Source organism: Magnetospirillum gryphiswaldense MSR-1 v2 (genome assembly GCF_000513295.1).
GTDB lineage: Bacteria > Pseudomonadota > Alphaproteobacteria > Rhodospirillales > Magnetospirillaceae > Magnetospirillum > Magnetospirillum gryphiswaldense.
On the sequence record NC_023065.1, the window covers coordinates 1,853,885 to 1,877,789 of the forward strand.

Annotated in this window: 25 protein-coding genes and 1 riboswitch; of the genes, 2 read left to right on the forward strand and 23 right to left on the reverse strand. The window is 64.2% G+C overall.

The window, feature by feature from the left end:
* Positions 1 to 10 precede the first annotated feature (10 nt).
* The 23 genes from fdhD to MGMSRV2_RS08870 form a co-directional block, all read right to left on the reverse strand.
* On the reverse strand, positions 11 to 841 hold the full coding sequence (fdhD, locus tag MGMSRV2_RS08760) for a formate dehydrogenase accessory sulfurtransferase FdhD (RefSeq protein WP_024079987.1): 831 nt from the start codon (positions 839 to 841) through the stop codon (positions 11 to 13).
* A 9-nt stretch (positions 842 to 850) separates the two neighbouring features.
* The gene (gene fdhF, locus MGMSRV2_RS08765) at positions 851 to 3,637 is read right to left on the reverse strand and encodes a formate dehydrogenase subunit alpha (protein ID WP_024079988.1); all 2,787 of its coding nucleotides are present in this window, start codon (positions 3,635 to 3,637) and stop codon (positions 851 to 853) included.
* Positions 3,638 to 3,652: 15 nt separating this feature from the next.
* Complete coding sequence (locus MGMSRV2_RS08770) at positions 3,653 to 5,188, reverse strand: formate dehydrogenase beta subunit (RefSeq protein WP_024079989.1); 1,536 nt, start codon at positions 5,186 to 5,188, stop codon at positions 3,653 to 3,655.
* Positions 5,185 to 5,643, reverse strand: a complete 459-nt coding sequence (locus MGMSRV2_RS08775; protein ID WP_024079990.1) for a formate dehydrogenase subunit gamma — start codon at positions 5,641 to 5,643, stop codon at positions 5,185 to 5,187. Before MGMSRV2_RS08775 ends, MGMSRV2_RS08770 begins: the two co-directional genes overlap by 4 nt.
* 141 nt (positions 5,644 to 5,784) lie before the next feature.
* Positions 5,785 to 6,756 (reverse strand): LysR family transcriptional regulator, encoded by a 972-nt coding sequence (locus MGMSRV2_RS08780; RefSeq protein WP_024079991.1) that lies wholly within the window; start codon positions 6,754 to 6,756, stop codon positions 5,785 to 5,787.
* A gap of 16 nt (positions 6,757 to 6,772) precedes the next feature.
* Positions 6,773 to 7,279: a hypothetical protein gene (locus MGMSRV2_RS08785; protein WP_234016320.1), complete on the reverse strand. Its 507-nt coding sequence runs from the start codon at positions 7,277 to 7,279 to the stop codon at positions 6,773 to 6,775.
* Between the two features lie 81 nt (positions 7,280 to 7,360).
* Positions 7,361 to 7,819: a 23S rRNA (pseudouridine(1915)-N(3))-methyltransferase RlmH gene (gene rlmH, locus MGMSRV2_RS08790; RefSeq protein WP_024079993.1), complete on the reverse strand. Its 459-nt coding sequence runs from the start codon at positions 7,817 to 7,819 to the stop codon at positions 7,361 to 7,363.
* Positions 7,820 to 7,828: 9 nt separating this feature from the next.
* Complete coding sequence (gene rsfS, locus MGMSRV2_RS08795) at positions 7,829 to 8,143, reverse strand: ribosome silencing factor (protein ID WP_325012892.1); 315 nt, start codon at positions 8,141 to 8,143, stop codon at positions 7,829 to 7,831.
* A gap of 58 nt (positions 8,144 to 8,201) precedes the next feature.
* Positions 8,202 to 8,810, reverse strand: coding sequence for a nicotinate-nucleotide adenylyltransferase (locus MGMSRV2_RS08800; RefSeq protein ID WP_024079995.1), 609 nt, complete (start codon positions 8,808 to 8,810; stop codon positions 8,202 to 8,204).
* A 3-nt stretch (positions 8,811 to 8,813) separates the two neighbouring features.
* Positions 8,814 to 10,076: a glutamate-5-semialdehyde dehydrogenase gene (locus MGMSRV2_RS08805; protein WP_024079996.1), complete on the reverse strand. Its 1,263-nt coding sequence runs from the start codon at positions 10,074 to 10,076 to the stop codon at positions 8,814 to 8,816.
* A gap of 52 nt (positions 10,077 to 10,128) precedes the next feature.
* A complete protein-coding gene (gene proB, locus MGMSRV2_RS08810; protein WP_242410728.1) occupies positions 10,129 to 11,268 on the reverse strand; it encodes a glutamate 5-kinase in 1,140 nt (379 codons plus the stop codon).
* A complete protein-coding gene (gene obgE / locus MGMSRV2_RS08815; RefSeq protein ID WP_024079998.1) occupies positions 11,225 to 12,496 on the reverse strand; it encodes a GTPase ObgE in 1,272 nt (423 codons plus the stop codon). Before obgE ends, proB begins: the two co-directional genes overlap by 44 nt.
* A gap of 82 nt (positions 12,497 to 12,578) precedes the next feature.
* A complete protein-coding gene (rpmA, locus tag MGMSRV2_RS08820) occupies positions 12,579 to 12,848 on the reverse strand; it encodes a 50S ribosomal protein L27 (protein ID WP_024079999.1) in 270 nt (89 codons plus the stop codon).
* A gap of 25 nt (positions 12,849 to 12,873) precedes the next feature.
* Positions 12,874 to 13,176, reverse strand: coding sequence for a 50S ribosomal protein L21 (gene rplU, locus MGMSRV2_RS08825; RefSeq protein WP_024080000.1), 303 nt, complete (start codon positions 13,174 to 13,176; stop codon positions 12,874 to 12,876).
* 63 nt (positions 13,177 to 13,239) lie between these two features.
* Positions 13,240 to 13,653: a GAF domain-containing protein gene (locus MGMSRV2_RS08830; RefSeq protein ID WP_041633538.1), complete on the reverse strand. Its 414-nt coding sequence runs from the start codon at positions 13,651 to 13,653 to the stop codon at positions 13,240 to 13,242.
* A 213-nt stretch (positions 13,654 to 13,866) separates the two neighbouring features.
* Positions 13,867 to 15,264, reverse strand: coding sequence for an adenosylhomocysteinase (gene ahcY, locus MGMSRV2_RS08835; protein WP_024080002.1), 1,398 nt, complete (start codon positions 15,262 to 15,264; stop codon positions 13,867 to 13,869).
* Positions 15,265 to 15,429: 165 nt separating this feature from the next.
* Entirely contained in the window at positions 15,430 to 17,262 is a 1,833-nt protein-coding gene (locus MGMSRV2_RS08840; protein ID WP_024080003.1) for a phosphoenolpyruvate carboxykinase (GTP), read from the reverse strand.
* 191 nt (positions 17,263 to 17,453) lie between these two features.
* Positions 17,454 to 18,104, reverse strand: coding sequence for a HugZ family pyridoxamine 5'-phosphate oxidase (locus MGMSRV2_RS08845; RefSeq protein ID WP_024080004.1), 651 nt, complete (start codon positions 18,102 to 18,104; stop codon positions 17,454 to 17,456).
* A gap of 149 nt (positions 18,105 to 18,253) precedes the next feature.
* Positions 18,254 to 18,493, reverse strand: coding sequence for a hypothetical protein (locus tag MGMSRV2_RS08850; RefSeq protein ID WP_024080005.1), 240 nt, complete (start codon positions 18,491 to 18,493; stop codon positions 18,254 to 18,256).
* A gap of 120 nt (positions 18,494 to 18,613) precedes the next feature.
* On the reverse strand, positions 18,614 to 19,453 hold the full coding sequence (locus MGMSRV2_RS08855; RefSeq protein ID WP_242410729.1) for an energy-coupling factor ABC transporter ATP-binding protein: 840 nt from the start codon (positions 19,451 to 19,453) through the stop codon (positions 18,614 to 18,616).
* On the reverse strand, positions 19,444 to 20,169 hold the full coding sequence (gene cbiQ / locus MGMSRV2_RS08860; protein WP_024080007.1) for a cobalt ECF transporter T component CbiQ: 726 nt from the start codon (positions 20,167 to 20,169) through the stop codon (positions 19,444 to 19,446). The genes MGMSRV2_RS08855 and cbiQ overlap by 10 nt, the downstream gene beginning before the upstream one ends.
* Positions 20,166 to 20,441, reverse strand: a complete 276-nt coding sequence (locus tag MGMSRV2_RS08865; RefSeq protein ID WP_024080008.1) for an energy-coupling factor ABC transporter substrate-binding protein — start codon at positions 20,439 to 20,441, stop codon at positions 20,166 to 20,168. Before MGMSRV2_RS08865 ends, cbiQ begins: the two co-directional genes overlap by 4 nt.
* Positions 20,438 to 21,076 (reverse strand): energy-coupling factor ABC transporter permease, encoded by a 639-nt coding sequence (locus MGMSRV2_RS08870; RefSeq protein WP_234016931.1) that lies wholly within the window; start codon positions 21,074 to 21,076, stop codon positions 20,438 to 20,440. Before MGMSRV2_RS08870 ends, MGMSRV2_RS08865 begins: the two co-directional genes overlap by 4 nt.
* Before the next feature lie 107 nt (positions 21,077 to 21,183).
* Positions 21,184 to 21,422, reverse strand: a riboswitch (cobalamin riboswitch).
* A gap of 86 nt (positions 21,423 to 21,508) precedes the next feature.
* Between MGMSRV2_RS08870 and MGMSRV2_RS08875 the strand changes: the two genes are divergently transcribed.
* Both MGMSRV2_RS08875 and MGMSRV2_RS08880 read left to right on the forward strand, forming a co-directional pair.
* On the forward strand, positions 21,509 to 22,213 hold the full coding sequence (locus MGMSRV2_RS08875) for a response regulator transcription factor (RefSeq protein ID WP_024080010.1): 705 nt from the start codon (positions 21,509 to 21,511) through the stop codon (positions 22,211 to 22,213).
* A complete protein-coding gene (locus MGMSRV2_RS08880) occupies positions 22,200 to 23,789 on the forward strand; it encodes a stimulus-sensing domain-containing protein (protein WP_242410730.1) in 1,590 nt (529 codons plus the stop codon). The genes MGMSRV2_RS08875 and MGMSRV2_RS08880 overlap by 14 nt, the downstream gene beginning before the upstream one ends.
* The last annotated feature ends 116 nt before the right edge of the window (positions 23,790 to 23,905 follow it).

Here is a 23,905-nt window from a genome sequence, read left to right on the forward strand (position 1 = left end):
GACGGCCTTGTCACTCCAACACCACAACCGCGCTTCCCTGGGCGGAAACCGCCAGGGACATACCCGCCTGCCGGGCCATGGACAACGCCATGGTGGTAGGGGCGGACACCGACGCCAGCAGGCCGATGCCCACCGCCGCCGCTTTCTGAACCAGTTCGAAACCGCAGCGGCTGGACAGAACAACGAAACCGTCAGTTCTGTCCACCCCGGCGCGGGACATGGCACCTATCAATTTATCGAGGGCGGAATGCCGCCCCACATCCTCGCGCGACAACACGATGGTGCCGTTGCGGTCACTCCAGGCGGCGCCGTGGACGGAAAAATTACGCGCCCGCATGGGCTGATGATCGCGCAGGGAACCAAGGGCGCGGGCGATGGCGGCGGGGGCCACCTCGGGGGCTGTGACCGGGGCAAGCGGCTGGCGCAGCGCCTCCAGGCTTTCGATGCCGCAGATGCCGCAGCCCGAGCGGCCTTCGATGGCGCGGCGGCGGCCCAGCAATTGGGCGGCACGCCCGTTGGGGATGGTCATCTGCACCGACAATCCGGCCTCCAGGCGCTGGACCGTCAGCTCCTGCATTTCAGATTCCTGGGTGATGATGCGTTCCGACAACGAGAAGCCCAGGCCGAAATCTTCCAGATCGGCGGGGCTGGTCAGCATGACGGCGAAGGAGCGGCGGTTATAGACCAACGCCGTCGGCTCCTCTTCCGGCAAGTGCCATTCCACGCTTTCGGCTACCGACAACGTGCGGTGGCTGGTGCCGCGCACCGAGACCGAGCAATCGCGCGGCCCGGCTTCCGCCGCCGGGGCTTGGTCGGGATCGGGGACGGGGCGGGTGCTCATGCGGCGCTCCTATTCGGCCACCAGAGTGTGCACCGCGTTGGCGATGCTGACCTGGACGGCGGTGACCTTGTATTCGGGGCAATTGGTCGCCCAGTCGGAATTGTCGGTGGTGACCACGTTGGCCCCGGTCACCGGGTGGTGGAAGGTGGTGTAGACCACGCCTTGCGGCACCCGTTCGGTGATTTCGGCCCGCAACGACGTCGCCCCCATGCGGCTGGCCAGCGACACCATGTCGCCGCAGGCGATGCCGCGCAATTCAGCGTCATGAGGGTGGATTTCCAACACGTCCTCGGGGTGCCAGGCGACGTTGTCGGTGCGCCGGGTCTGGGCGCCGACATTGTATTGCGACAAAATCCGCCCGGTGGTCAGGATCAGCGGGAAGAAGCGCGAGGTCTGCTCGGTCGTCGGCACGAACTCGGTCAAGACGAAATTACCCTTGCCACGGACGAAGCCGTCCACATGCATGATCGGAGTACCATCGGGGGCCTGATCGGTAACCGGCCATTGCAGGCTGCCCACCTTATCCAGCCGGTCGAAGCTGACGCCCTTGAAGCTGGGGGTGACGCGGGCGATTTCCGCCATGATGTCAGCGCCCGATTGCCAATGCATGGGATAGCCCATGGCGGTAGCGATGGCAGCCGCCACCTGCCATTCATGCCAGCCGGTGCGCGGCGCCATGGCCGGGCGCACCCGGTTGATGCGCCGCTCGGCATTGGTGAAGGTGCCGTCTTTCTCCAAAAACGAGGTGCCGGGCAGGAAGACGTGGGCGTAGGCGGCGGTCTCGTTCAGGAACAGATCCTGCACCACCAGGAAATCCAAGGCCTCCAGCGCCGCCGTCACGTGATTTGTGTTGGGGTCGGATTGGGCGATGTCCTCGCCATGGACGAACATGCCCTTGTACTGGCCGTGCAAGGCCTGATCGAACATGTTGGGGATGCGCAAGCCCGGCTCGGCATCCAACTCGCGCCCCCACACCACCTCGAACAAGGCGCGGACGGCATCGTCCTTGACCTCGCGGTAGCCGGAAAATTCATGCGGGAACGAGCCCATGTCGCACGAGCCCTGGACGTTGTTCTGACCGCGCAGCGGGTTCACGCCGACGCCGTCGCGGCCCACATTGCCGGTGGCCATGGCCAGATTGGCGATGCCCATGACGGTGGTCGAACCCTGGCTGTGCTCGGTGACGCCAAGACCGTAATAGATGGCGGCATTGCCGCCGGTGGCGTAAAGCCGGGCGGCTTGGCGGACCAGGACCGCCGGCACCCCGGTGACGTTTTCCAAGGCTTCGGGCGAATGGCGGTCTTGGGCGACGAAATCGGCCCATTGGCGGAAATTGGCGGGGTCGCAGCGCTGGGCGACGAAATCGGTCTTCACCAACCCTTCGGTGACCACCACATGGGCCAGGGCGTTGACCATGGCCACATTGGTGCCGGGCTGCAATTGCAGATGATAATCAGCGGAAACGTGCGGGCTTTTGACCAGATCGATGGCGCGCGGGTCGATGACCACCAGCTTGGCCCCCTGGCGCACCCGGCGCTTGAGGCGCGAGGCGAACACCGGATGGCCGGCGGTGGGATTGGCGCCCATGACGATGATGACGTCGGCCTTGTCGACGCTTTTGAAATCCTGGGTACCGGCGGAGGTGCCGTAGGTCTGCTTCAGGCCATAGCCGGTGGGCGAATGGCAGACACGGGCGCAGGTATCGACATTGTTGTTACCGAAACCGGCGCGGATCATCTTTTGCACCGCGTAGATTTCTTCGTTGGTGCAACGCGACGAGGTGATGCCGCCGATGGCGCGCGGCCCATGCTTTTCCTGCACCTCGCGGAAGCGCCGGGCGGTATGGGCAATGGCCTCGTCCCACTCCACCACCCGCCACGGATCGGTGATTTGATCTCGGATCATCGGCTGCAACTGCCGGTCCTTGTGGCTGGCATAGCCCCAGGCGAAGCGGCCCTTGACGCAAGAATGACCGGCATTGGCGCCGCCTTGCTTGGAAGGCACCATGCGCACCACGGTATCGCCCTGCATCTCGGCCCGCAGCGAGCAGCCGACGCCGCAATAGGCGCAGGTGGTTTCCACCGCGTGTTCGGGTTGGCCCAGGCGCACCACCGACTTTTCGATCAAGGTGGCGGTGGGACAGGCCTGGACGCAGGCGCCGCACGACACGCATTCCGAGCCCATGAAATCAGGCGCCGCGCCAGGCTTGATGCGGGACTCGAAGCCCCGCCCGGCCACATTCAGGGCAAAGGTGCCCTGAACCTCGGCGCAGGCGCGCACACAGCGCGAGCAGACGATACATTTGGCCGGATCGTACTGGAAATAGGGGTTGCTGGTGTCCTTGGCCTCGGCCAGATGGTTGTCGCCGGCGAAACCATAGCGCACCTGGCGCAGCCCCACCGCCCCGGCCATGTCCTGAAGCTCGCAATCACCATTGGCCGGACAGGTCAGGCAATCGAGCGGGTGGTCGGAGATGTAAAGCTCCATCACCCCCTTGCGCAACGCGGCCAGACGCGGATTGTTGGTGCACACGCTCATGCCCTCGGCCACCGGGGTAGTGCACGAGGCCGGGGTGCCCTTGCGCCCGCTGATTTCCACCAGGCACAGCCGACACGAGCCGAAGGCTTCCAGATGGTCGGTGGCGCATAATTTGGGGATCATGATGCCGGCTTGGGCCGCGGCGCGCATGACCGAGGTGCCCGCCGGCACGCTGATCGTGTGACCGTCGATGGTGACGCTGACCGAGGCTGCGTCCGAGCGCGCCGGGGTTCCGAAATCCTTGCTTCGCAGGGTCATGGCTGCCTCCGGGGCTCAGGCGAAATCTTCGGGGAAATGGCGGATGGCGCTTTGCACCGGCAACGGCGTCAGCCCGCCCATGGCGCATAACGAGCCATCACTCATCACCGTGCACAAATCGTCGAGCAGGGCCATGTTGTCGGCGACGTTTTCACCGGCGACGATCTTGTCGAGCACCTCGCGCCCACGGGTGCTGCCGATACGGCACGGCGTGCATTTGCCGCAGGATTCGACGGCGCAGAAATCCATGGCGAAACGGGCCATGCGGGCCATGCGCACGCTATCGTCAAAGACGACGATGCCGCCATGGCCGAGCATGGCCCCGGCCTCCGCCATGGATTCGTAATCCGCCGACAGCCCCAGCATGGATTCGGGGACATAGGCACCCAGGGGGCCGCCCACCTGCACGGCGCGCAACGGACGGCCCGAGGCGGTGCCGCCGCCATAGCGATAGATCAAATCGTGCAAACTGACGCCGAAAGCCAGTTCCACCAACCCGCCGCGCTGGATGTTGCCGGCCAGTTGGAACGGTTGGGTTCCGTGCGAACGCCCGGCGCCGAAATCGCGGTAAAACGCCGCCCCCTTGGCCAGCACCACCGGCACCGAGGTCAGGGTAAGGACGTTGTTGACGATGGTCGGCTGGCCGAACAAGCCCTGCAAGGCCGGAATCGGCGGCTTGGCCCGGACCATGCCACGCTTGCCTTCCAGGCTTTCCAGCATGGCGGTTTCCTCGCCGCAGACGTAAGAGCCGGCGCCGACCCGCACTTCCAGGTGGAAGTCGTGGCCCGAGCCATGGATGTTGGTGCCCAGCCAATCCTGTTCATAGGCGCGGCGGATGGCTTCGCGCAGGGTCGCCACCGCGTGCGGATATTCCGAGCGCAGATAGACGTAACCCTGGCGCGCCCCCACCGCCAGGGCGGCGATGGTCATGCCCTCGATCAGCAGGAAGGGGTCGCCCTCGATGATCATGCGGTCGGCGAAGGTGCCGCTGTCGCCCTCGTCAGCGTTGCAGCAGACGAATTTTTCCGCCGCGCTGGCGTTCAACACCGTGTTCCACTTGATGCCGGTGGGAAAGCCGGCGCCGCCGCGCCCGCGCAGGCCCGATTGCGTTACTTCCTCGACGATCTCGGAGGGGCTCAGGGTCAGGGCGCGCTCTAATCCGGCAAAGCCGCCATGGGCGCGGTAATCCGCCACCGACAGCGGATCGATCAGGCCACAACGGGCGAAGGTCAGCCGCTGCTGGTGCTTGAAATAGAAAATCTCCTCGGTCAAGCCGTGACCCAGCGGATGGGGCTGACCGTCGAGGAAACCGGCGTCGAACAGCTCCGCCACCTGATCGGGCGCGACCGGGCCATAGGCGACGCGGCCTTGATTGGTGACCACCTCGACCAGCGGTTCCAACCACAGCATGCCGCGTGAGCCGTTGCGGATGATCTGCACCGGCAGACGGCGGGCTTCTGCCTCGGCGGCGATGGCGGCGGCCACCGCATCGGCGCCCACCGACAAGGCGGCGGCATCGCAGGGGACATAGAGGGTGACGGGCTTGCTCATGCCAGGGCTCCGTCCAGACGGGCTGGGCTCAGGCGGCCCAACAGACGGTCGTCAACCAGGGCCGACGGCCCCAGGGCGCAATTGCCCAGGCAATAGACCGCCTCCAGGGTGAAGGCGCCGTCACCGCCGCTCTGGCCCAGATCAAGGCCCAGCTTGGCTTTCAGATGTTCGACCAAAGTGTCGGAGCCACGGGCCTGACAGGCCTCGGCGACGCAGACCTTGACCACATGGCGACCGGAGCGCGACTGGCGGAATTCGTGGTAGAAGCTGATCACTCCGTGGATTTCCGCCTGCGACAGGTTCAACGCCGCGGCCAGCAGCGGCACCGCCGCCTGATCCACGTAGCCGAACTCTTCTTGCAAGGCGTGCAGCATGGGCAACAGCGCACCGCGCAAGGCCCGATGGCTCTCAATGATGGCGCGGGCACGCTCGGCGTTCCAGTCGATGGCTGTCATCGCGCGGGGGACTCCCTGTCGGTGCTTTGGTTGTGTCGGGCGCACCTTCAGGCGTCGCCAAACTATCGTTGGCGTTACCCTGAAACATTCATGGCAGGGGTTTCAAATACAAAATCCCCATGCTGCGATAGCAAATAGCTATCAAACCCTGCCCGACCGGGTGGCCTGAGTGGCGGTCCAGACGATGCCGTTGCGGGCCAGCGCCTCCTTGACCAGCAGGGGAATGCGCGACGCCAGCTTTTCCGCCGAGGCAATGGCAGCAAGGGCTTTGGCCGCCGGCACCACCGGCGAGCGGTCGGCATAGACAATACCGACGACATAAGTGACGTCCGGCGTTACCAAGGGAAAAGCTATCAACTCTTCCGGCAGCCGCATCAGCCCCAGCAACTGGCCGGGGACGATGGACGACCATGGCCCATGCTGGACGGCGGTGAAGATGTTGATCATGGAATTGGTTTCCACCGCCGGGGCCACCTTGTGCCCGGCCATCAGGAAGGCGGCATCGGCGATGCGGCGGTTTTGCATGTCCGGGGTCAGCAGGCACAACGGCATCTGCGCCGCCTCGCCCCAGGTGATGTCGACCCGGCCCTGGGGGGCCTTTTGCTTGTGGGTCAGCAGAAAATAGCGCTCGGAATAAAGCGGCTGCATACGCACGCCGGTGAGTGGCTCGTTGTCCAGATAGGTGATACCGGCATCGAGCTCGAAATTATCCAGGCCGCGCTGGATTTGCCGCGACGACAGCGACAGGATGGAGACGCGGATACCGGGATGACGGGCGGTGAACGGCGAGACCAGATGGGCGACCATGGGCAGCGCCGTGGGAATGACGCCCAGGCGCAATTGCCCCGACAATTCCTGCCCCGGCGCCCCCAGATCCTGCACCAGGGACTCGAAATCGCCGCAGATGCGGCGGGCGTATTCCAGCACCTTCTCCCCTTCCGGGGTGAATTTGAGGAAACGGTGGCCGCGCTCGACGATGGGAACGCGCAACTCCTCTTCCAACTGGCGGATGGCGTTGGAAAGCGTCGGCTGGGCGACGTTGCAAAACGTGGCGGCACGACCGAAATGCCGCTCCCGCGCCAGGGCCATCAGATATTGGAATTTGCGCAGCATCGCCAATCCCCAGGGTTCAGCGTCCCAGCAAGCCGTCGATTTCCGCCTGGGCCATGGCCCGGTCGCCGCCGTGGATGATGCCCGAGGCGCAATCCATCAGCAATTGGGCGGCGCGCGATATGGCTCGGCAGTTCTCCTGCAACAACTCGGCTTCGGCACCATCGGCGATCAGGTGGTCCAGACGATCAAGGCCGTCCAACAGCAGGTCGTTGATCTGGCCGATGGTAGCCTCGAACGGCTGGCGGTACTTGGACGGCACCCGGTCATAGGCCTCGATGGCCAGCTGCTTATCGGAAAAGGTGGAATCGGCAAAGTGGGACTTATAGTCCTTGGGCGCCCAGGCCTTGCACTCCTCGATCATGTCCGGCATATCCGGCAGCATGTCGAGCAGCATGACGATCTCGTTGAAGTGATTGAGATAATCGGTCGCCAACAAAGTCTGGCAACTGATATTGGTGCCCGCGACCTTGACTCGGTATTCCTCGAACCCCGTCAATTCATCCGGCGGAATTTCACTGTCCACCTTATACCCTCTCCCAGCGCTCCCCGTGGGGGTCATCCTGGCCTGTTGTCGGTCACAATTCAAGCAATCTGGTTGTTTGGTCTAGGCCCGATGGTAGGGGTGGCCCGACAAGATGGCTTGGGCCCGCCACAATTGTTCCGCCACCATGGCCCGGACCAGCATGTGCGGCCAAGTCATGGCGCCGAACGACAGCAGCAGGGCGGCACGGTCGCGCACCGCTTGGCCGTGGCCGTCGGCGCCGCCGATGACAAAAGCCAGATCGGCGGTTCCGTCGTCGCGCCAGCGCCCCACCCGGGTGGCGAAATCCACCGACCCCATGGCCTTGCCGCGCTCGTCCAGCGCCACCACCACCGCCTGAGGCGGCAGGGTGGCCAGCAACAAATCCGCCTCGCGCGCCATGCGCTCGGGCGTGGGCAGCGGGCGTTTTTCCTCGACCTCGCGCACGGCGATGGGCACGCTCAGGCGTTTGGAATATTGGTTGAACAGGTCAAGCTCGGGACCGGGCTTGACCCGGCCCACGGCAGCCAGCCACAGACGCAAGACCGTGCCCTAAAGCGGACGCGCTTCCGGCCGGGCGACGCCCCACATCTTTTCCAGATTGTAGAAGGCGCGAACCTCGGGGCGGAACAGGTGGATGATGATGTCACCGGCGTCGATCAGCACCCAATCGCACTGGGGCATGCCCTCGACCGCGACCGGTTGGCCGGCATGTTTCAGCTTTTCCATCAGGTGATCGGCCATGGCTCCCACTTGGCGGCTGGAATTGCCGGTGGCGATGACCATATGGTCGGCCATGCTGGTCTTGCCGCGCAGGTCCACTACCGAGATATCCTCGGCCTTGCCGTCGTCCAGCGACGTGTACACCAGTGAAACCAGCTCTTCCGCCGTCAAGGCAGCGGATTTAGGTCGGGGCAGAATCGGTTTACTCCTTCAAGTGTGCAGCACGAAGCGCCGTGGCTGAAGCGGGGTGCAGGCGGGTGTGCAAAAACACCCAAGCCGGCGGTTGATGGGCGGCCAGACCGCGAGCTCCGGTCGCTTTTTGTCGATAAGCGGCCATGAAACGGGCGGCAGGCGCAGCCAAAGCCTTCCGAGAATAGGGAGAGCGCGCCAAAATCGCAATGGGTACCAGGGCAAAGATGCGTTTCCACTGCCGCCAGCGGGTCATCTGCGCCAGATTGTCGGCCCCCATCAGCCAGACGAAACGGGCCTTGGGGAAACGCTGGCGCAGCTTGACCAGGGTATGGGCGGAATAGGTGGTGCCCAAGCGCGCTTCCAAGCCGGTGCCGATCAGGCGCGGATGGCCGGCCAAAATCCGGTTGGTCCAATCCAGACGCTGGGCCTGCGGCGCCATGCCGGCCACCGGCTTCAACGGATTCTGCGGACTGACCAACAGCCACACCTGATCCAGCCGCAACCGCTTGAGGGCGATTTCCGCCACATGGCGATGACCGGCATGGGCTGGGTTGAACGACCCGCCCAACAGACCGATGCGCACCGCGCGGTTATCCCCCCAGGGGCTGGGTGCCAACATGGTTCAGCCGGGCCGGATCTGGCCCGAGCCCAGCACCTTGTACTTGAAGGTGCACAATTGCTCGATTCCGACCGGGCCGCGCGCATGCATGCGACCGGTGGAAATGCCGATTTCCGCCCCCATGCCGAACTCGCCGCCATCGGCGAACTGGGTCGAGGCATTCCAGCAGACGATGGCCGAATCGCAGCCGTTGAGGAACACTTCCGCCGTCGCCGGGTTGGCGGTGATGATGGCCTCGGTGTGCTGACTGGAATGGCGGTTGATATGCTCGACCGCACCTTGCACACCGTCCACCAGCTTCACCGAGATGATCGAATCCAGATATTCGGTATCCCAATCCGCAGCCGTTGCGGCGATGACGCGGGCATCGACTTCCTGGGTGGCCGCGTCGCCGCGCACCTCGCAGCTGGACTCCAGCAGCATGGTCACCAAGGGTGCCAGATGGCTGGCCGCCACCGCCTTGTCCACCAGCAAGGTCTCGGTCGAGCCGCAGACGCCGGTGCGGCGCAGCTTGGCGTTCTTGACCACGTCCAGCGCCATGGCCAGATCAGCATCCTTGTCCACATAGGTGTGACAGATGCCTTCCAGATGCTGGAACAAGGGCACCTTGCTTTCCGCCTTGACCCGGGCCACCAAGCCCTTGCCGCCCCGGGGCACGATGACGTCGATATGTTTGTCCATGGTCAGCATCACACCCACCGCCGCGCGGTCGGTAGTCGGCACCATCTGCACCGAATCCTCGGGCAGGTCAGCGGCGCGGATGCCGGCGCGCAGGGCCGTCATGATGGCGGTGGCGGAATGAATGCTTTCCGAGCCGCCACGCAAGATGGCGGCATTGCCCGATTTCAGGCACAGGGCGGCGGCATCGGCGGTGACGTTGGGCCGGCTTTCATAGATGATGCCGATGACCCCCAGAGGCACGGCGACGCGCTCGATGTGCAGACCGTTGGGGCGATCCCACTCGGCCAGCACGCGGCCTACCGGATCGGGCAGCGCGGCGACGTCCTCCAGCCCCTTGGCCATGGCCTCGATGCGCTTGTCGTCCAGCATCAGCCGATCCAGCATGGCCGCGCTCAGTCCTTTGGCGGCGCCGGCGGCCATATCCTGGCCATTGGCGGCGGCGATGGCCGGCGCGGTGGCACGCAAGGCGGCGGCGGCTTCCCGTAAGGCGGCGGCCTTGGCCGCATCCGGGGCCTGGGCCAGCAGACGGGCGGCGGCACGGGCACGATCGCCCAGGTCGAACATCAGGGTTTGAATGTCGGTCATCTTTTTGTTTCCACTACAGAAACTGTGAGTTTCGTATTGAACCTCATAGGGGTCACCCCTCCATCACCAGATCGTCGCGATGGATGATTTCGTCACGACCGCGATAGCCCAGCACGCTTTCGATGTCGGCGGATTTGCGGCCCATGATGGCACGGGCATCGTCGGCGGCATAGGCCGACAGGCCACGCCCGATCACCCGCCCTGCCCCATCGCGCACCAAAACGCAATCGCCGCGGTCGAACTCGCCGTCGATGGCGCGGATGCCTGCCGGCAGCAGGCTTTTGCCCGAGGCCAAGGCCCGCGCGGCGCCGTCATCCAGATGCAGGCTGCCCATGGGCGACATGGAACCGGCGATCCATTGCTTGCGCGCCGTCATCGGCCCGGCGGACGGCAGGAACCAGGTGACGCGGGCGCCGTTTTCCAGGGCGGTCAGCGGATGCAGCGGCTCACCCTTGCAGATGGCCATGCGGCAGCCCGCCGACAGGCAGATCTTGGCCGCCACCAGCTTGGTGACCATGCCGCCGGTGCCGACGCTGGAGCCGGGATCGCCGGCCATGGCCTCGATGTCCGGGGTGATCTCGGTGACTTCGGCCAGGAAACGGGCATCGGGGTTCTTGCGCGGATCGGCGGTGTACAACCCGTCGATGTCGGAAAACAGCACCAAGGCATCGGCGCCGCTCATCTGCGCCACCCGCGCCGCCAGCCGGTCATTATCGCCGAAACGGATTTCGGTGGTGGCCACCGTGTCGTTTTCGTTGATCACCGGCACCGCGCCCAGGCGCAGCAAGGTATCCAAAGTGTTGCGGGCATTAAGGAAGCGCCGGCGGTCCTCGGAATCGGCCAGGGTCAACAAGACCTGGGCGACGGTGATGCCGTGACGCTCCAACGCTTCCTGATAGGCATGGGCCAGCCGGATTTGCCCGGTCGCCGCCGCCGCCTGCTTTTCTTCCAGCCGCAACGGCGGTGTCAGGCCGAGATGGCGACGGCCCACCGCCACCGCCCCCGACGACACCAGGATCACCTCTTGGCCGCGCGCCCGCAGCCGGGCGACGTCGTCGCACAAGCTGTCCATCCAGGCGCGGCGGATATGGCCGCTGGCCTCGTCCACCAGCAGGCTGGAGCCGATCTTGACGATCAGCCGGCGGGCCTCATTGATTGGGTTGGTCGTCACCGTCATCTTCGTCGTCTTCATCTTCTTCGTCGATGATCTCGTCTTCGTCATCGACGGAATCGTCGTCCACTTCAGCCGCGACTTCTTCCTCGTCCTCGTCGTCCTCGTACCAGATCCATTCGCCGTTGGCGCCCCAATAGCCTTCCTCGAACTGGGCATCGGGGTCTTCGGCATCCTTGCGGCGACGGAAGAAGCCTTCCTGGCCGCGCTTGCCGGCGCCGATGGCGTTGGAGGCCTGGACCACGCCCGGATCTTCCGCCTTGGAATCCTTGATGTGCTGCAACAAGGTGCCAAGAATTTCCTTCAGGCCGATACCCGAGACGCCGGACAGCGGATAGACCTTGTGGCCGCATTCGGCCTCCAGCGCTTCCAGCTTGTCCTTGATGTCCTCGGCCAACAGCGAGTCGCACTTGTTGAGCGCCACCACTTCCGGCTTGCTTTCCAGCCCGCCGCCATAGGCTTCCAACTCGCCGCGCACCACGCGATAAGCTTCGGCCACGTCGTCCTGGGTGCCATCGACCAGATGCAGCAAAACCCGGCAGCGTTCGATATGGCCCAAGAAACGGTCGCCGATACCGGCGCCTTCATGAGCGCCCTCGATCAGACCGGGGATGTCGGCGACGATGAATTCTTCCTGGCCGTAATAGACCACGCCCAGATTGGGATGCAGGGTGGTGAAGGGATAATCGGCGATCTTGGGCCGGGCACGGGACACCGCGGCCAAAAAGGTCGACTTGCCGGCATTGGGCAGGCCGACAAGGCCAGCATCCGCGATCAGCTTCAGCTTCAGCCACACCCACATTTCCTTGCCCGGCCAGCCGGGATCGCCACGGCGCGGCGCCTGGTTGGTGCTGGTCTTGTAATGCAGATTGCCGAAACCGCCGTCGCCGCCCCTGAGCAAGACCAGGCGCTGGCCGACCTCGGTCAGGTCGGCGACCACCATGTCGCGTTCCTCATCCAGGATCTGGGTGCCCACCGGCACCTTCAAGATGATGTCGTCGCCCTTGCCACCGGTGCGCTGCTGGCCCATGCCATGGTCGCCCTTGGCCGCCTTGAAGTGCTGCTGATAACGGTAATCGATCAGGGTGTTGAGGTTGGCCACGCATTCAACGATGACATCGCCGCCGCGTCCGCCGTCACCACCGTCGGGGCCGCCGAACTCCATGTGCTTCTCGCGCCGGAAGCTGACCGCGCCGGCCCCGCCGTCGCCGCTTTTGATGAAGATTTTGGCCTGATCGAGAAACTTCATGGCTGACCTTGATGTGCAAATACGAAAAGGGGAACGGCGGACCGTTCCCCTGATCTAAAACCCGTGCGCAGGAAACGGCTGATTATTCAGCGGCTTCCGGCAGCGGCTCGACGCACACGAAGGTGCGGCCTTCGGCCTTGTGACGGAACACGACCTTGCCGGTTTCCTTGGCGAACAAGGTGTGATCCTTGCCCATGCCGACATTGGCGCCGGGATAGAACTTGGTGCCGCGCTGACGGACCAGGATGTTGCCCGGGATCACGACTTCGCCGCCAAACTTCTTTACGCCCAGTCGCTGGCCGTCAGAATCGCGACCGTTGCGGGACGAGCCACCAGCCTTTTTATGAGCCATGGTATTACTCCTTACTCAGACCGGATCAGCCGGCGGTGATGTCGGTGATGCGCAGGATGGTGATATCCTGGCGATGGCCGTTCTTGCGGCGCGAGCTTTGACGGCGGCGCTTCTTGAACACGATCAGCTTGGGGCCACGGGCCTGGGCGACCACTTCGGCGACAACCTTGGCGCCGTCCACCAGCGGGGCACCGATCTTTTCGCCGACCATCAGCACCTGGTCAAGCACAACCGAACCACCGGCCTCACCGGCCAGCTTTTCGACGCGGATCACGTCGCCGTTGGCGACCTTGTACTGCTTACCGCCGGTCTGAATGACTGCGAACATCACGACTTCCTACCGCAAAAATGAACTTGCGCGCCAAGAAATACCCGGCGCGAGAGGGCGCAACTATACTCGGGACGAAGCCAGAGTCAAGCCTTCAAACTCACGAATCATCTCACGCAAAATCAGGCCCGGCAAGGTGGCCATGAATGGCTCAAGACGCAGCAATCTCGCCTCGTTGAAGAAATGGCTGACCCGCGCGTTCAGGAACAAAAAGCCGCGCAATTCATCGCATTCCAGCAACGGCATGGTCAAGCTTGAGCGCAGTCCCGCCGCCCGCATGGCCAACATATGTGGTGTCGCCGCCTGCCCCTGGGGCAGGTCATGGATCACCCGGGGCTGCCGCCCCGACGCCAACAAGCTCAGACTGGGCATCTCCGCCAGCACAAATTCGTGACTGTCCAGCACCTCGTGCCCTTGCCCCGCATGACAGCGGGCCGAAACCACATCACTGACAGGATCATACGCGGCCACCGCCATGCGCGCCAGATCCGCACAGCCAGGAGACCGCCGTACATGGGCAAAAGACGACCGCAGCAACCAGGACAGACGGGCCACACGAGACATGGTTAACTCACCGTATCGACATATGCGCATGGTATATATCGATAACGCGACACGCAAGCCGCGGCACAAAGCAAAACCCCCGCCCGAAACGGGGGGGGGCTGATTGCGGTAAACCGCTGCGACCGATCAGTAGCGATAGGTTTCCGGCTTGAACGGGCCTTCCACCGCGACGCCAATGTATTCGGACTGCTTGGCGTTCAGCTTGGTCAGGCTGGCGCCCAGCTTGGCCAGATGCAGAGCGGCGACCTTTTCGTCCAGGTGCTTGGGCAGCACATATACGCTCTTGGCATACTTGCCGTCAGCGTTGTTGGCGAACAATTCGATCTGGGCCAGCACCTGGTTGGTGAACGACGCCGACATGACGAAGCTGGGGTGACCGGTGGCGCAGCCCAGATTGACCAGACGGCCTTCGGCCAGCAGCAGGATGCGCTTGCCATCGGGGAAACCGATTTCATCGACCTGCGGCTTGATGTTGTTCCACTTGAAGTTCTTCAGGCCGGCGACCTGAATTTCGCTGTCGAAGTGGCCGATATTGCAGACGATGGCGCGATCCTTCATGGCGCGCATGTGATCGACGGTGATCACGTCCACATTGCCGGTGGTGGTGACGAAGATGTCGCCGCGCGGCGCGGCTTCTTCCATGGTCAACACCTCATAGCCTTCCATGCAGGCCTGAAGAGCGCAGATGGGGTCGATTTCGGTGACGATGACGCGGCAGCCCTGGGACGCCAAAGATTCGGCCGAGCCCTTGCCCACGTCGCCGAAGCCGGCGACCACGGCGACCTTGCCGGCCAGCATGACGTCGGTGGCGCGGCGGATGCCGTCGACCAAGCTCTCACGGCAACCATACTTGTTGTCGAACTTGGACTTGGTCACCGAATCGTTGACGTTGATGGCCGGCCACAACAAGGTGCCCTTCTTTTCCATCTCGTACAGGCGATGCACGCCGGTGGTGGTTTCCTCGGTGACGCCACGGATGGCAACGCCGTTGCGGGTATAGAAGGTCGGATCGGTTTCCAGCTTCTTCTTGATGGAAGCGAACAGAACCTCTTCTTCCTCGCAGGTGGGGTTGGCCAGGACCGAAAGGTCCTTTTCGGCGCGCATGCCCAGATGGATCAGCAAAGTCGCGTCGCCGCCATCATCCAGGATCATGTTGGGGCAACCGCCATCGGCCCATTCGAAGATGCGATGGGTGTAGTCCCAGTATTCTTCCAAGCTCTCGCCCTTGACGGCGAACACCGGGATGCCCGCTTCGGCGATGGCGGCGGCGGCGTGGTCCTGGGTCGAGAAGATGTTGCACGACGCCCAGCGGATGTCGGCGCCCAGCGCCTGCAAGGTCTCGATCAGCACGCCGGTCTGAATGGTCATGTGCAGGGAACCGGCGATGCGGGCACCCTTCAACGGCTGGCTGGGGCCGAATTCTTCGCGGGTGGCCATCAGGCCGGGCATCTCGGATTCGGCGATGTCCAGTTCCTTGCGGCCCCAAGCGGCCAAGCCGATATCGGCAACCTTATAATCAGTCATGACGGTCTTTTGCCTTTCGCTGGGTTTACATGGTCACGCTTTTAGCAGGAGCCCTGGCAAAAGGCAACACCATATAAAGATATCTTTATGTCAGTATGAGATTTAACCCACGCAAACAAAAACCCCCGCCGTTGCCGGCGGGGGTCTTGATCACGGCGGAACCTTTTACAGTTCCCACTTTTCCGGCGAACGCCACAGGCGGGCCTTCAGCAATTCGCGCAGGGCCAGGAACTCGCCCGGCAGGCGATGCAGGAACTTGTCGAACAGTTCCTCCTGGCTGCGCGCCTCGACCACACCTTGTTCGCGGTCGATGGACATCAGTTCCTGGAACTTGTCCTTGGGATAGTCCAAGCCCTTCCATTCGATGTCGTCGAAGGTCGGCACATGACCGAACGGGCTTTCCACGCCCTGGGCGCGGCCATGGACACGGTCGACGATCCACTTGAGCACGCGCATGTTGTCGCCGAAACCCGGCCACATGAACTTGCCGTTGGCATCCTTACGGAACCAATTGACGCGGAAGATCGGCGGCGGGTTGGCGACCTTGCGGCCCATGGACAGCCAGTGGCTGAAGTAATCGGCCATGTTGTAGCCGCAGAACGGCAGCATGGCGAAGGGATCGCGGCGGATGGCGGCCTGGCCGACTGCGGCGGCGGTGGCTTCCGAGCCCATGGTGGCGGCCAGATAGACGCCATGCGCCCAGTTGAACGACTGGTAGACCAGCGGCATGGTCTTGGACAGACGACCGCCGAAGATGAAGGCCGAGATGGGCACGCCGGCCGGGTTTTCCCAATCCGGGTCCACCGACGGGCACTGCGACACCGGAGCGGTGAAGCGGGCATTGGGGTGGGCCGCCGGTTCGGTCGAATCCGGGGTCCAGTCGCGGCCCTTCCAGTCGATCAGATGGGCCGGCTTTTCGTCGGTCATGCCTTCCCACCACACGTCGCCGTCATCGGTCAGGCCGACATTGGTGAAGATGGAGTTGGAAGCGCAAGCGGCCATGGCGTTGGCATTGGTCGACGCACCGGTGCCGGGGGCGACGCCGAAGAAGCCGGCCTCCGGGTTGATGGCGTAGAACTTGCCATCGGCACCGGGCTTGATCCAGGCGATGTCGTCGCCCACGGTCCAGATCTTCCAGCCGTCGAAGCCCTTGGGCGGCTGCAGCATGGCGAAGTTGGTCTTGCCGCAAGCCGACGGGAAGGCGGCGCCCACATAGGTCTTTTCACCCTGCGGATTCTCGACACCGACGATCAGCATGTGTTCGGCCAGCCAGCCTTCGTCGCGGGCCATGGTCGAGGCGATGCGGAGCGCGAAGCACTTCTTGCCCAACAGCGCGTTGCCGCCGTAGCCCGAGCCGTACGACCAGATGGCACGCTCTTCCGGGAAATGGCTGATGGTGATGTTGTCCGGGTTGCACGGCCACTGCACGTCAGCCTGACCGGCGGCCAGCGGGGCGCCGATCGAATGCAGGCACTTGACGAACTCGCCGTCCTTGCCGATCAGGTCCAGCACCTTTTGACCCATACGGGTCATGATCTTCATGTTGACGACAGCATAGGCCGAATCGGTGATCTGCACGCCGATATGAGCGATATCCGAGCCCAACGGCCCCATGGAGAACGGCACCACATACATGGTGCGGCCCTTCATGCAGCCGTCATACAGCTTGGTCATGCGGACCTTCATCTCGTCCGGGGCCATCCAATTATTGGTGGGGCCGGCATCAGCCTTGGAGACCGAGCAGATGAAGGTGCGGTCTTCGACACGGGCAACGTCGCGCGGGTCGGAACGGCACAGATAGGAATTGGGGCGCTTGGCCTCGTTCAATTTGATCATGGTGCCCGCGGCCACCATCTGGGCGCACAGGGCATCGTATTCCGCCTGGGAACCATCGCAGATGTGAATGCTGTCGGGTTTGCACAGCTTCGCCATCTCGTCGATCCATGCCAGCAGGCCGGCATTGATCGTCGTTCCGCCGGGGATACCGATATTGCTCATAATCTGCCTTTCTCCGTCCCTTTTTTTAGGGAAGTCGCCCTGATCGCCAGTCCGAACCGCCGGACCGGGCGTTGTAGGGTCATCCCCGCATGGCGCTATAAGGCCGCACCACCGCCTGAAGAGGTGGGGAAGATACTCGCCTCTCGGTCAGGACGCAATAATATTGCTGTCATGTCTGCCCTGAGGAATGCTCATTTCTGGCCTTGAAATTGCAAGTTTTCCCAGGCGTTGTGCGCGCTTGCCGGACTTTCGACGGGACGGTCAAAAGAGATACGCATCGACACATCACCGCGTATCACATCAACCCCATCCAAATCCCACCCGACGATCCCAGCGGGCTCGGGGGCGACGGCAAAGGCGGCCGCCACCGTCGGATCGATGCCGAAAGGTGCCGGCAACCATACCGCCCGCCCGAAACCGCCGACAAAGTGAGCCCGCTCCGGCACCACCCGCCAGAAGCTGAAATCGGCGAACTCCGCATAAAGGGCCGCCCCCGGATGACGCGCCAGAAAACGCGCCCGCAAACGCGGGTCACCGGTTTTCTCAGCCCGCCCCATCACGGTGACGCGCGGTCCGGTCTGCGGATTGGGATGGCCATCGGTGCCATCGAACAACAGTGACACCCGAGCATCGCCAGCGATGTTGCGACTGTGGTCGGACATGGCCGACAACAGCAGGATCGGCGACAGGTCGTGATCCAGGGCTACCGTCACCAACGATCCATAGGGGGCGCCGCCTTCGGCCAGCAAGGTGGACAAGACTGCCTTGCGGCACGCCCGCACCACCCGGCGCGATGCCAGCTTGTTGTCCTGGGGCAAGTCTTGCGCGGCGGCCTGATCCATGATGCATCCGTGACATTGGTCGTGGGCGTCATCATGGCAGAGCTGGCCGTGACCGGCAAAGGTCACCCCCCTTTCCCGCCGAAGCGGGAAAGGGGGCCCCCGACCACCGGCTCTTTCGTGGGGCGGGAAAAAGAGCCGGCGGCGTCTGGTCAGCGACCGTTCAACCAGCGAAACAGCAGGACCATGTCGCTGGAGGCGACCTCGACACGCCCATCCCTTTGGATTGATTCCTGACGAGCGGAAAGGTCCGGCAAAGCCGCGGCAATCCGCGCGAACACTTGATCCAATGCCTCATCGCGATCGACCTCGGGCCGATCGGGAACCGACACGGTGTCGTGATGCCCTGCCGTGGTTTCCGCTTGGGTCCAGTGAATGCGCAGTGCCCTCATGCCTCATTCCATTCGGTTGATTTAGAATGGAACCAATGTAGCGTGAGAATGAAAACACCATTCACGCCGGACGTAACGCACAGCGCAATGATATATTACAATGGTATGAATGACGGAGACCTACCGGCCCAATCGGTCGAGCAGAGCCAAGCTATCGGCGCGACTGCGCGGCAAATCCTGGTCAAAGTCCAGCCAGCCCATTTGCCGCGCCTTCAACCCCAAAGCAAGAGCGAAGGGCGGCTTCAGATGGACCTGGGCCAGGGTATCGGCATCGCCCAGGATCTGTTCCGCCGTTCCCTGGCCGATGACCCGCCCCTGATGGAACAGAGCCACCGCGTCCGACCAAGCCCAGGCCAGATCAACATCGTGGGTAGTGAAGACCAAGGTGGTGCCCATGGCCTGCAACCTGTCGAGCGCGGCCAACAGATGGGCGGTGCCCATGGCATCCAGCCCCGCCGACGGCTCGTCCAGCAACAACACCTCGGGCCGCATGGCCACGGCACCGGCGATGGCCACCCGCTTTTTCTGCCCGAACGACAGCATGTGGGTGGGACGGTCGGCCAAGTGGGAAATGCGTAAGGATTCCAGCGCCTCGGCCACCCGCTGGGCCGCCTCGGCCTCGGGTAATCCCAGGTTCAGGGGGCCGAACGACACATCCTCGGCCACATTGGCGGCGAACAACTGATCGTCGGGCTCCTGCAACACCAGACCGACGCGGCGGCGCCAGCGGTTGAGGTCGGCACGGCCATAGCCCACCTTCTGGCCATCCAGCAGAACCTGACCGGCACTGGGCCGCAAGGTGCCGTTGAGATGCATCAGCAAGGTGGTCTTGCCGGCGCCATTGGGGCCGAGAATGGCCAGACGCTGACCGCGCGGAACCGTCAGACACAAATCCGACAACGCCTCGACGCCACCGGCATAGGCGTGGACCAGGCTGCGTGCTTCCAGGATCACATCCACAGGCCTACCCCCGCCAACGCCGCCAACCCGCCGCCGATCAGGGCCAGCCGCCGCAAGCGCGGGGCCGGAGCCGGGGCCAGGGTCCGTAAGCTGCCGTCATAGCCGCGGGCCAGCAATCCCACCTCCAACCGCCGCGCCTGATCCAGCGCACGCGGCAGCAACGCCGCCGCCAGCAGACCGGCGGAGCGGATGCGGGTGCGCCAGCTTTGCCCACCCAGCCGGGCCATCTGACTGGCATGCATGGCCGAAGCCGTATCCAGCAAAATGAAAATGAAGCGATAGGTGGTCATGGTCACCTCCACCAATTCCTCGGGCAGGCCCAAGCGGCGCAGGCCGTGCAGCAGCGCCGCCATGGGGGTGGTGACGGTCAGCAGCAACAGCGCCGATACGGCGGCCAGGGCCCGCAGCATCAAGGCGCCGGCCTGGGCCCCGCCATCGGCAGCCAGGGCGAACCCATCGCCGCCCACCTGCACCAGCAAGGTGGCGGCACCGGTGACGATGAACAGGCTGGGCGCCGCCAGCAGCCGCAGCCAAGCCACGGTCGGCACCCCCGAGCGCAAGGCCGAGGCCGAAGCCGCCGCCAGCACCAGGGCGCCACCCGGCCATGGCGGCAACGCCATGGCCAGGATCAGCAACCCCAGGGATAACAGAGACTTTTCCGCCAGCGGCAAGGGCCGCCACCGGCTGACATGGGCCAGCCGATCGGCTTCGATCATTTCAGTCGCTCGCGCCGGCCCTGCAGCCTGCCGATGACATAGCCGACCACGCCGGCCCCCAAGGCGGCCTGCAAGGCAAACAGCATGCTGGCGATTTCGCCCGAGGGCGGTTCCCACACCGATTGGAACCACGGCTGATAGCCGGTTTCCTCGATGGCCGACTTGGCCCGATCATCGGCACCGCCATATTCCCCCGGCAAACCCAGGATCATGGGGGCGGCGGCGATCAACACCGCCAGACCGACCAGCAGCCAGTTCAGACGCGCGCTCATGCCCGCACCTCCAGCTTGATCTGGCGTCCGACCAGGGCATTCATCACCACCACGGTCAGCAGACCCTCGGCGATGGCCAGCGGAATCTGGGTCAGGGCGAAAATGCCGGCGAACTTGGCGAAGGCGCCGCCATAGCCGCTGATTTCATCGGGAAAAGCCAAGGCCAATTGGGCCGAGGTCACCACATAGGTGCCCAGATCGCCCAAGGCCGCGCCCAGGAACACCGCCAAGCCCACGGGCGCGCCCAGCCTTCCGGCCAGCTTCCACACGCCGAAGGCGATCCAGGGTCCGGCCACCGCCATGGAAAACACGTTGGCGCCCAAGGTGGTCAGCCCGCCATGGGCCAGCAACAGGGATTGGAACAGAAGCACGATGGTGCCCAGCACCGTGGTCGCCGCCGGTCCAACCACCATGGCCCCCAGGCCGGTACCGGTGGGGTGCGAGCACGACCCGGTGACGCTGGGCAACTTCAAGGCCGACAGGACAAAGGCGAAGGCGCCGGCGGCGGCCAGGGTCAGGCGCATCTCCGGGCGATCGCGCAACACCTTGCGCAACCGGGCGACACCGACAAAGACGAACGGCGCCGAGACGGCGGTCCAGGCCAGCGCGTGGCCGGCGGGAAGAAAACCTTCCATGATATGCATAATATTCCACCTTCAAACCGCGAAAGCGGACGCACTTCCGGCCCCCCAGAGAATAGGAGCCAGAGCACTTCTTCGGGTCACCCCGCCCGATGAAGCGTGCGCACGCGGGTGCGATGGCAGGTCTCCTGGCTTGCGGGTCACGGGTGCGGTCAACAGCCTTCCCGGCTTTGTTCGTACGTCGGTGGAAACCTTGACGACGAGCCAGTGGCGATCTTTAAAAGCGACCGAACCTATCCGCCTACAGTTGCGGGGGCAGCCCCGGCTTACGCCCCAACAGGACGATACCGGATTCCCTTTTCACCCCAAAATCTGGGGAACCATCGGTGCAGACTATAATTTCGCCACAATGGCAAAGTCAATTGCCCCGAACCGCGGGATTAGGCACCCTGTGGCCGGACTTCCTGCCGTAAGGGTATCAAAAACGTGGCCCACACCATCGCCTTGGTCGACGACGACCGCAATATCCTGACCTCGGTTTCCATGGCGCTGGAGGCCGAGGGCTACAAGGTCCGCACCTATTCCGACGGGGCCGAGGCCCTGCGCGGCCTGACCAGCCAGCCGGTCGACCTCGCCGTGCTCGACATCAAGATGCCGCGCATGGACGGCATGGAATTGTTGCAGCGCCTGCGCAAGCAATCGGCCATCCCGGTGATCTTCCTGACCTCGAAGGACGACGAGATCGACGAATTGCTGGGCCTGCGCATGGGCGCCGACGATTACATCAAGAAACCGTTTTCGCAAAAGCTGTTGATCGAACGCATCCGCGCCCTGCTGCGCCGTCTCGACGCCAATGCCGAGGGCGGCGACACCAGTGCCGCCAACGCGGCCATCGTGCGTGGCCCGCTGGTGCTGGACCCGGGCCGCCATATCTGCACCTGGAGCGGCAAGCAGGTGGATCTGACGGTGACCGAGTTCCTGATCCTGAAATCCCTGGCCAGCCGCCCCGGCCACGTCAAGAACCGCGACCAGTTGATCGACGCCGCCTACGGCGAAAGCATCTATGTGGACGACCGCACCATCGACAGCCACATCAAGCGCCTGCGCAAGAAGTTCCGCGACATCGACGATGATTTCGCCCAGATCGAAACCCTGTACGGCGTCGGTTACCGCTATCGTGACGAAGCCTGAACGGCGCCGGCGCTGGCGGCCCTTATCGTCGCCGCTGACCCGGCGCATCCTGCTGGTCAACCTGATCGCGCCGATCATCCTGGCCGCCGGCCTGCTGTACCTGGATCGCTACAAGCAGGGCCTGATCCGCTCTGAACTGGCCGGCCTGACCACCCAGGCGGAAATGATGGCCGGTGCGGTGGGCGAAGGCGCGGTGTCGGAACAGGCGCTGGGCTTCCTGGAAATCAACCAGGATCTGGCCCAGCACATGGTCCGCCGTCTGGCGCAATCGGCGCAGATCCGCGCGCGTCTGTTCGACGCGGTGGGCGGTCTGGCCGCCGATTCGCGCTTCCTGCTGTCGGCCAAGGGCAATATCCGCATCGAGGATCTGGCCCCGCCCCGGCAGATGGGTTGGCTGGCCACCCTGGATTACTGGTGGGAACAGGCCGCCACCTGGATGCCGCTGGACGAGACCCTGCCGGTGCATCTGGAGCCGCCGCAGCAAAAGGCCGAACATTTCCCCGAAGTGGTCGCCGCCCTGGGCGGACGGACGGAAGGGGTGGTGCGCAGCCATCCCGCCGGCGGTATTCTGTTGTCGGTGGCGGTACCGGTGCAGCGCTATAAACAGGTGGTCGGCGCCCTGATGGTCAGCCATGACGGCAGCCGGGTGGCCCGCGCCCTGTTCCAGGTGCGCGTCGCCATCTTTCAGGCCTTCGCCGTATCGCTGGCGGTGACCATCGCCCTGTCCATCTACATGGCCGGCACCATCTCGCGTCCCATCCGCCGTCTGGCCCTGGCCGCCGAACAGGTGCGCCACGGACGCGGACGCGCCCACCGCATCCCCGACCTGTCGCGGCGCGGCGACGAAATCGGCGAATTGTCGGTGGCGCTCAAGGAAATGACCGAGGCCCTGTGGGCCCGCATGGACGCCATCGAACGCTTCGCCGCCGACGTGGCGCACGAGATCAAGAACCCGCTGACCAGCGTGCGGTCAGCGGTGGAAACGGCGGCACGGCTGTCCGACCCGGAAAAGCAGAAAAAGCTGCTGGCCATCATCCAAGACGACGTTGAGCGGCTGAACCGGCTGATCACCGACATCTCCGACGCCTCACGCGTGGACGCGGAAATGAGCCGCGCCGACACCGAACCGGTGCCCCTGGCCCTGCTGCTGGCAACCCTGGCCGAGGTCTATCGCAGCACCGCCGAAACCCTGCATTTTCCGCTGGACCTGCCGACGGACGATACCTTGGTGGTGGACGGCATCGAGGGCCGGCTGGTGCAGGTGCTCAGGAACCTGATCGGCAACGCCATCTCGTTCTCGCCCGAGGGCGGCACCATCCGGCTGGCGGCAGCCCGCCACGGCCAGACCATCCGCCTCACCATCGAGGATGACGGCCCCGGCATCCCCGACGGCAAGCTGAACGCCATCTTCGACCGCTTCTACACCGAACGCCCGGCGGGCGAGAAATTCGGCACCCATTCCGGCCTGGGCCTGTCCATCAGCAAACAGATCGTCGACGCCCATGGCGGGCGGATTTGGGCGGAAAACCGCGAAGGTGGCGGGGCGCGGTTCGTGGTGGAGTTGAAAGCGGGGTAGTTTGTGTGGGGGCGCTGCTGACGTGTTGATTCGGGGGCGGTGTTCGGCGACGTCCGCTTTGGGCCGGAGAACGAACCCGCTGCGCGGGATGGATGTTCTTTGTTGATGCGCCTGTC

Excerpts from the sequence above, each read along its gene's own strand:
- MGMSRV2_RS08775 (WP_024079990.1), bottom strand. The coding sequence starts at position 5,643 with ATGACAGCCATCGACTGGAACGCCGAGCGTGCCCGCGCCATCATTGAG.
- MGMSRV2_RS08845 (WP_024080004.1), bottom strand. The coding sequence starts at position 18,104 with ATGGATCAGGCCGCCGCGCAAGACTTGCCCCAGGACAACAAGCTGGCA.
- MGMSRV2_RS08840 (WP_024080003.1), bottom strand. The coding sequence starts at position 17,262 with ATGAGCAATATCGGTATCCCCGGCGGAACGACGATCAATGCCGGCCTG.
- proB (WP_242410728.1), bottom strand. The coding sequence starts at position 11,268 with ATGAAGACGACGAAGATGACGGTGACGACCAACCCAATCAATGAGGCC.
- MGMSRV2_RS08780 (WP_024079991.1), bottom strand. The coding sequence starts at position 6,756 with ATGCTGCGCAAATTCCAATATCTGATGGCCCTGGCGCGGGAGCGGCAT.
- obgE (WP_024079998.1), bottom strand. The coding sequence starts at position 12,496 with ATGAAGTTTCTCGATCAGGCCAAAATCTTCATCAAAAGCGGCGACGGC.
- MGMSRV2_RS08870 (WP_234016931.1), bottom strand. The coding sequence starts at position 21,076 with ATGGAAGGTTTTCTTCCCGCCGGCCACGCGCTGGCCTGGACCGCCGTC.
- fdhF (WP_024079988.1), bottom strand. The coding sequence starts at position 3,637 with ATGACCCTGCGAAGCAAGGATTTCGGAACCCCGGCGCGCTCGGACGCA.
- MGMSRV2_RS08805 (WP_024079996.1), bottom strand. The coding sequence starts at position 10,076 with ATGACCGACATTCAAACCCTGATGTTCGACCTGGGCGATCGTGCCCGT.
- cbiQ (WP_024080007.1), bottom strand. The coding sequence starts at position 20,169 with ATGATCGAAGCCGATCGGCTGGCCCATGTCAGCCGGTGGCGGCCCTTG.
- MGMSRV2_RS08830 (WP_041633538.1), bottom strand. The coding sequence starts at position 13,653 with ATGGCGGTGGCCGCGTATGATCCTGTCAGTGATGTGGTTTCGGCCCGC.
- rplU (WP_024080000.1), bottom strand. The coding sequence starts at position 13,176 with ATGTTCGCAGTCATTCAGACCGGCGGTAAGCAGTACAAGGTCGCCAAC.
- rpmA (WP_024079999.1), bottom strand. The coding sequence starts at position 12,848 with ATGGCTCATAAAAAGGCTGGTGGCTCGTCCCGCAACGGTCGCGATTCT.
- MGMSRV2_RS08800 (WP_024079995.1), bottom strand. The coding sequence starts at position 8,810 with ATGTTGGCACCCAGCCCCTGGGGGGATAACCGCGCGGTGCGCATCGGT.
- MGMSRV2_RS08865 (WP_024080008.1), bottom strand. The coding sequence starts at position 20,441 with ATGAGCGCGCGTCTGAACTGGCTGCTGGTCGGTCTGGCGGTGTTGATC.
- fdhD (WP_024079987.1), bottom strand. The coding sequence starts at position 841 with ATGAGCACCCGCCCCGTCCCCGATCCCGACCAAGCCCCGGCGGCGGAA.
- MGMSRV2_RS08770 (WP_024079989.1), bottom strand. The coding sequence starts at position 5,188 with ATGAGCAAGCCCGTCACCCTCTATGTCCCCTGCGATGCCGCCGCCTTG.
- MGMSRV2_RS08850 (WP_024080005.1), bottom strand. The coding sequence starts at position 18,493 with ATGAGGGCACTGCGCATTCACTGGACCCAAGCGGAAACCACGGCAGGG.
- ahcY (WP_024080002.1), bottom strand. The coding sequence starts at position 15,264 with ATGACTGATTATAAGGTTGCCGATATCGGCTTGGCCGCTTGGGGCCGC.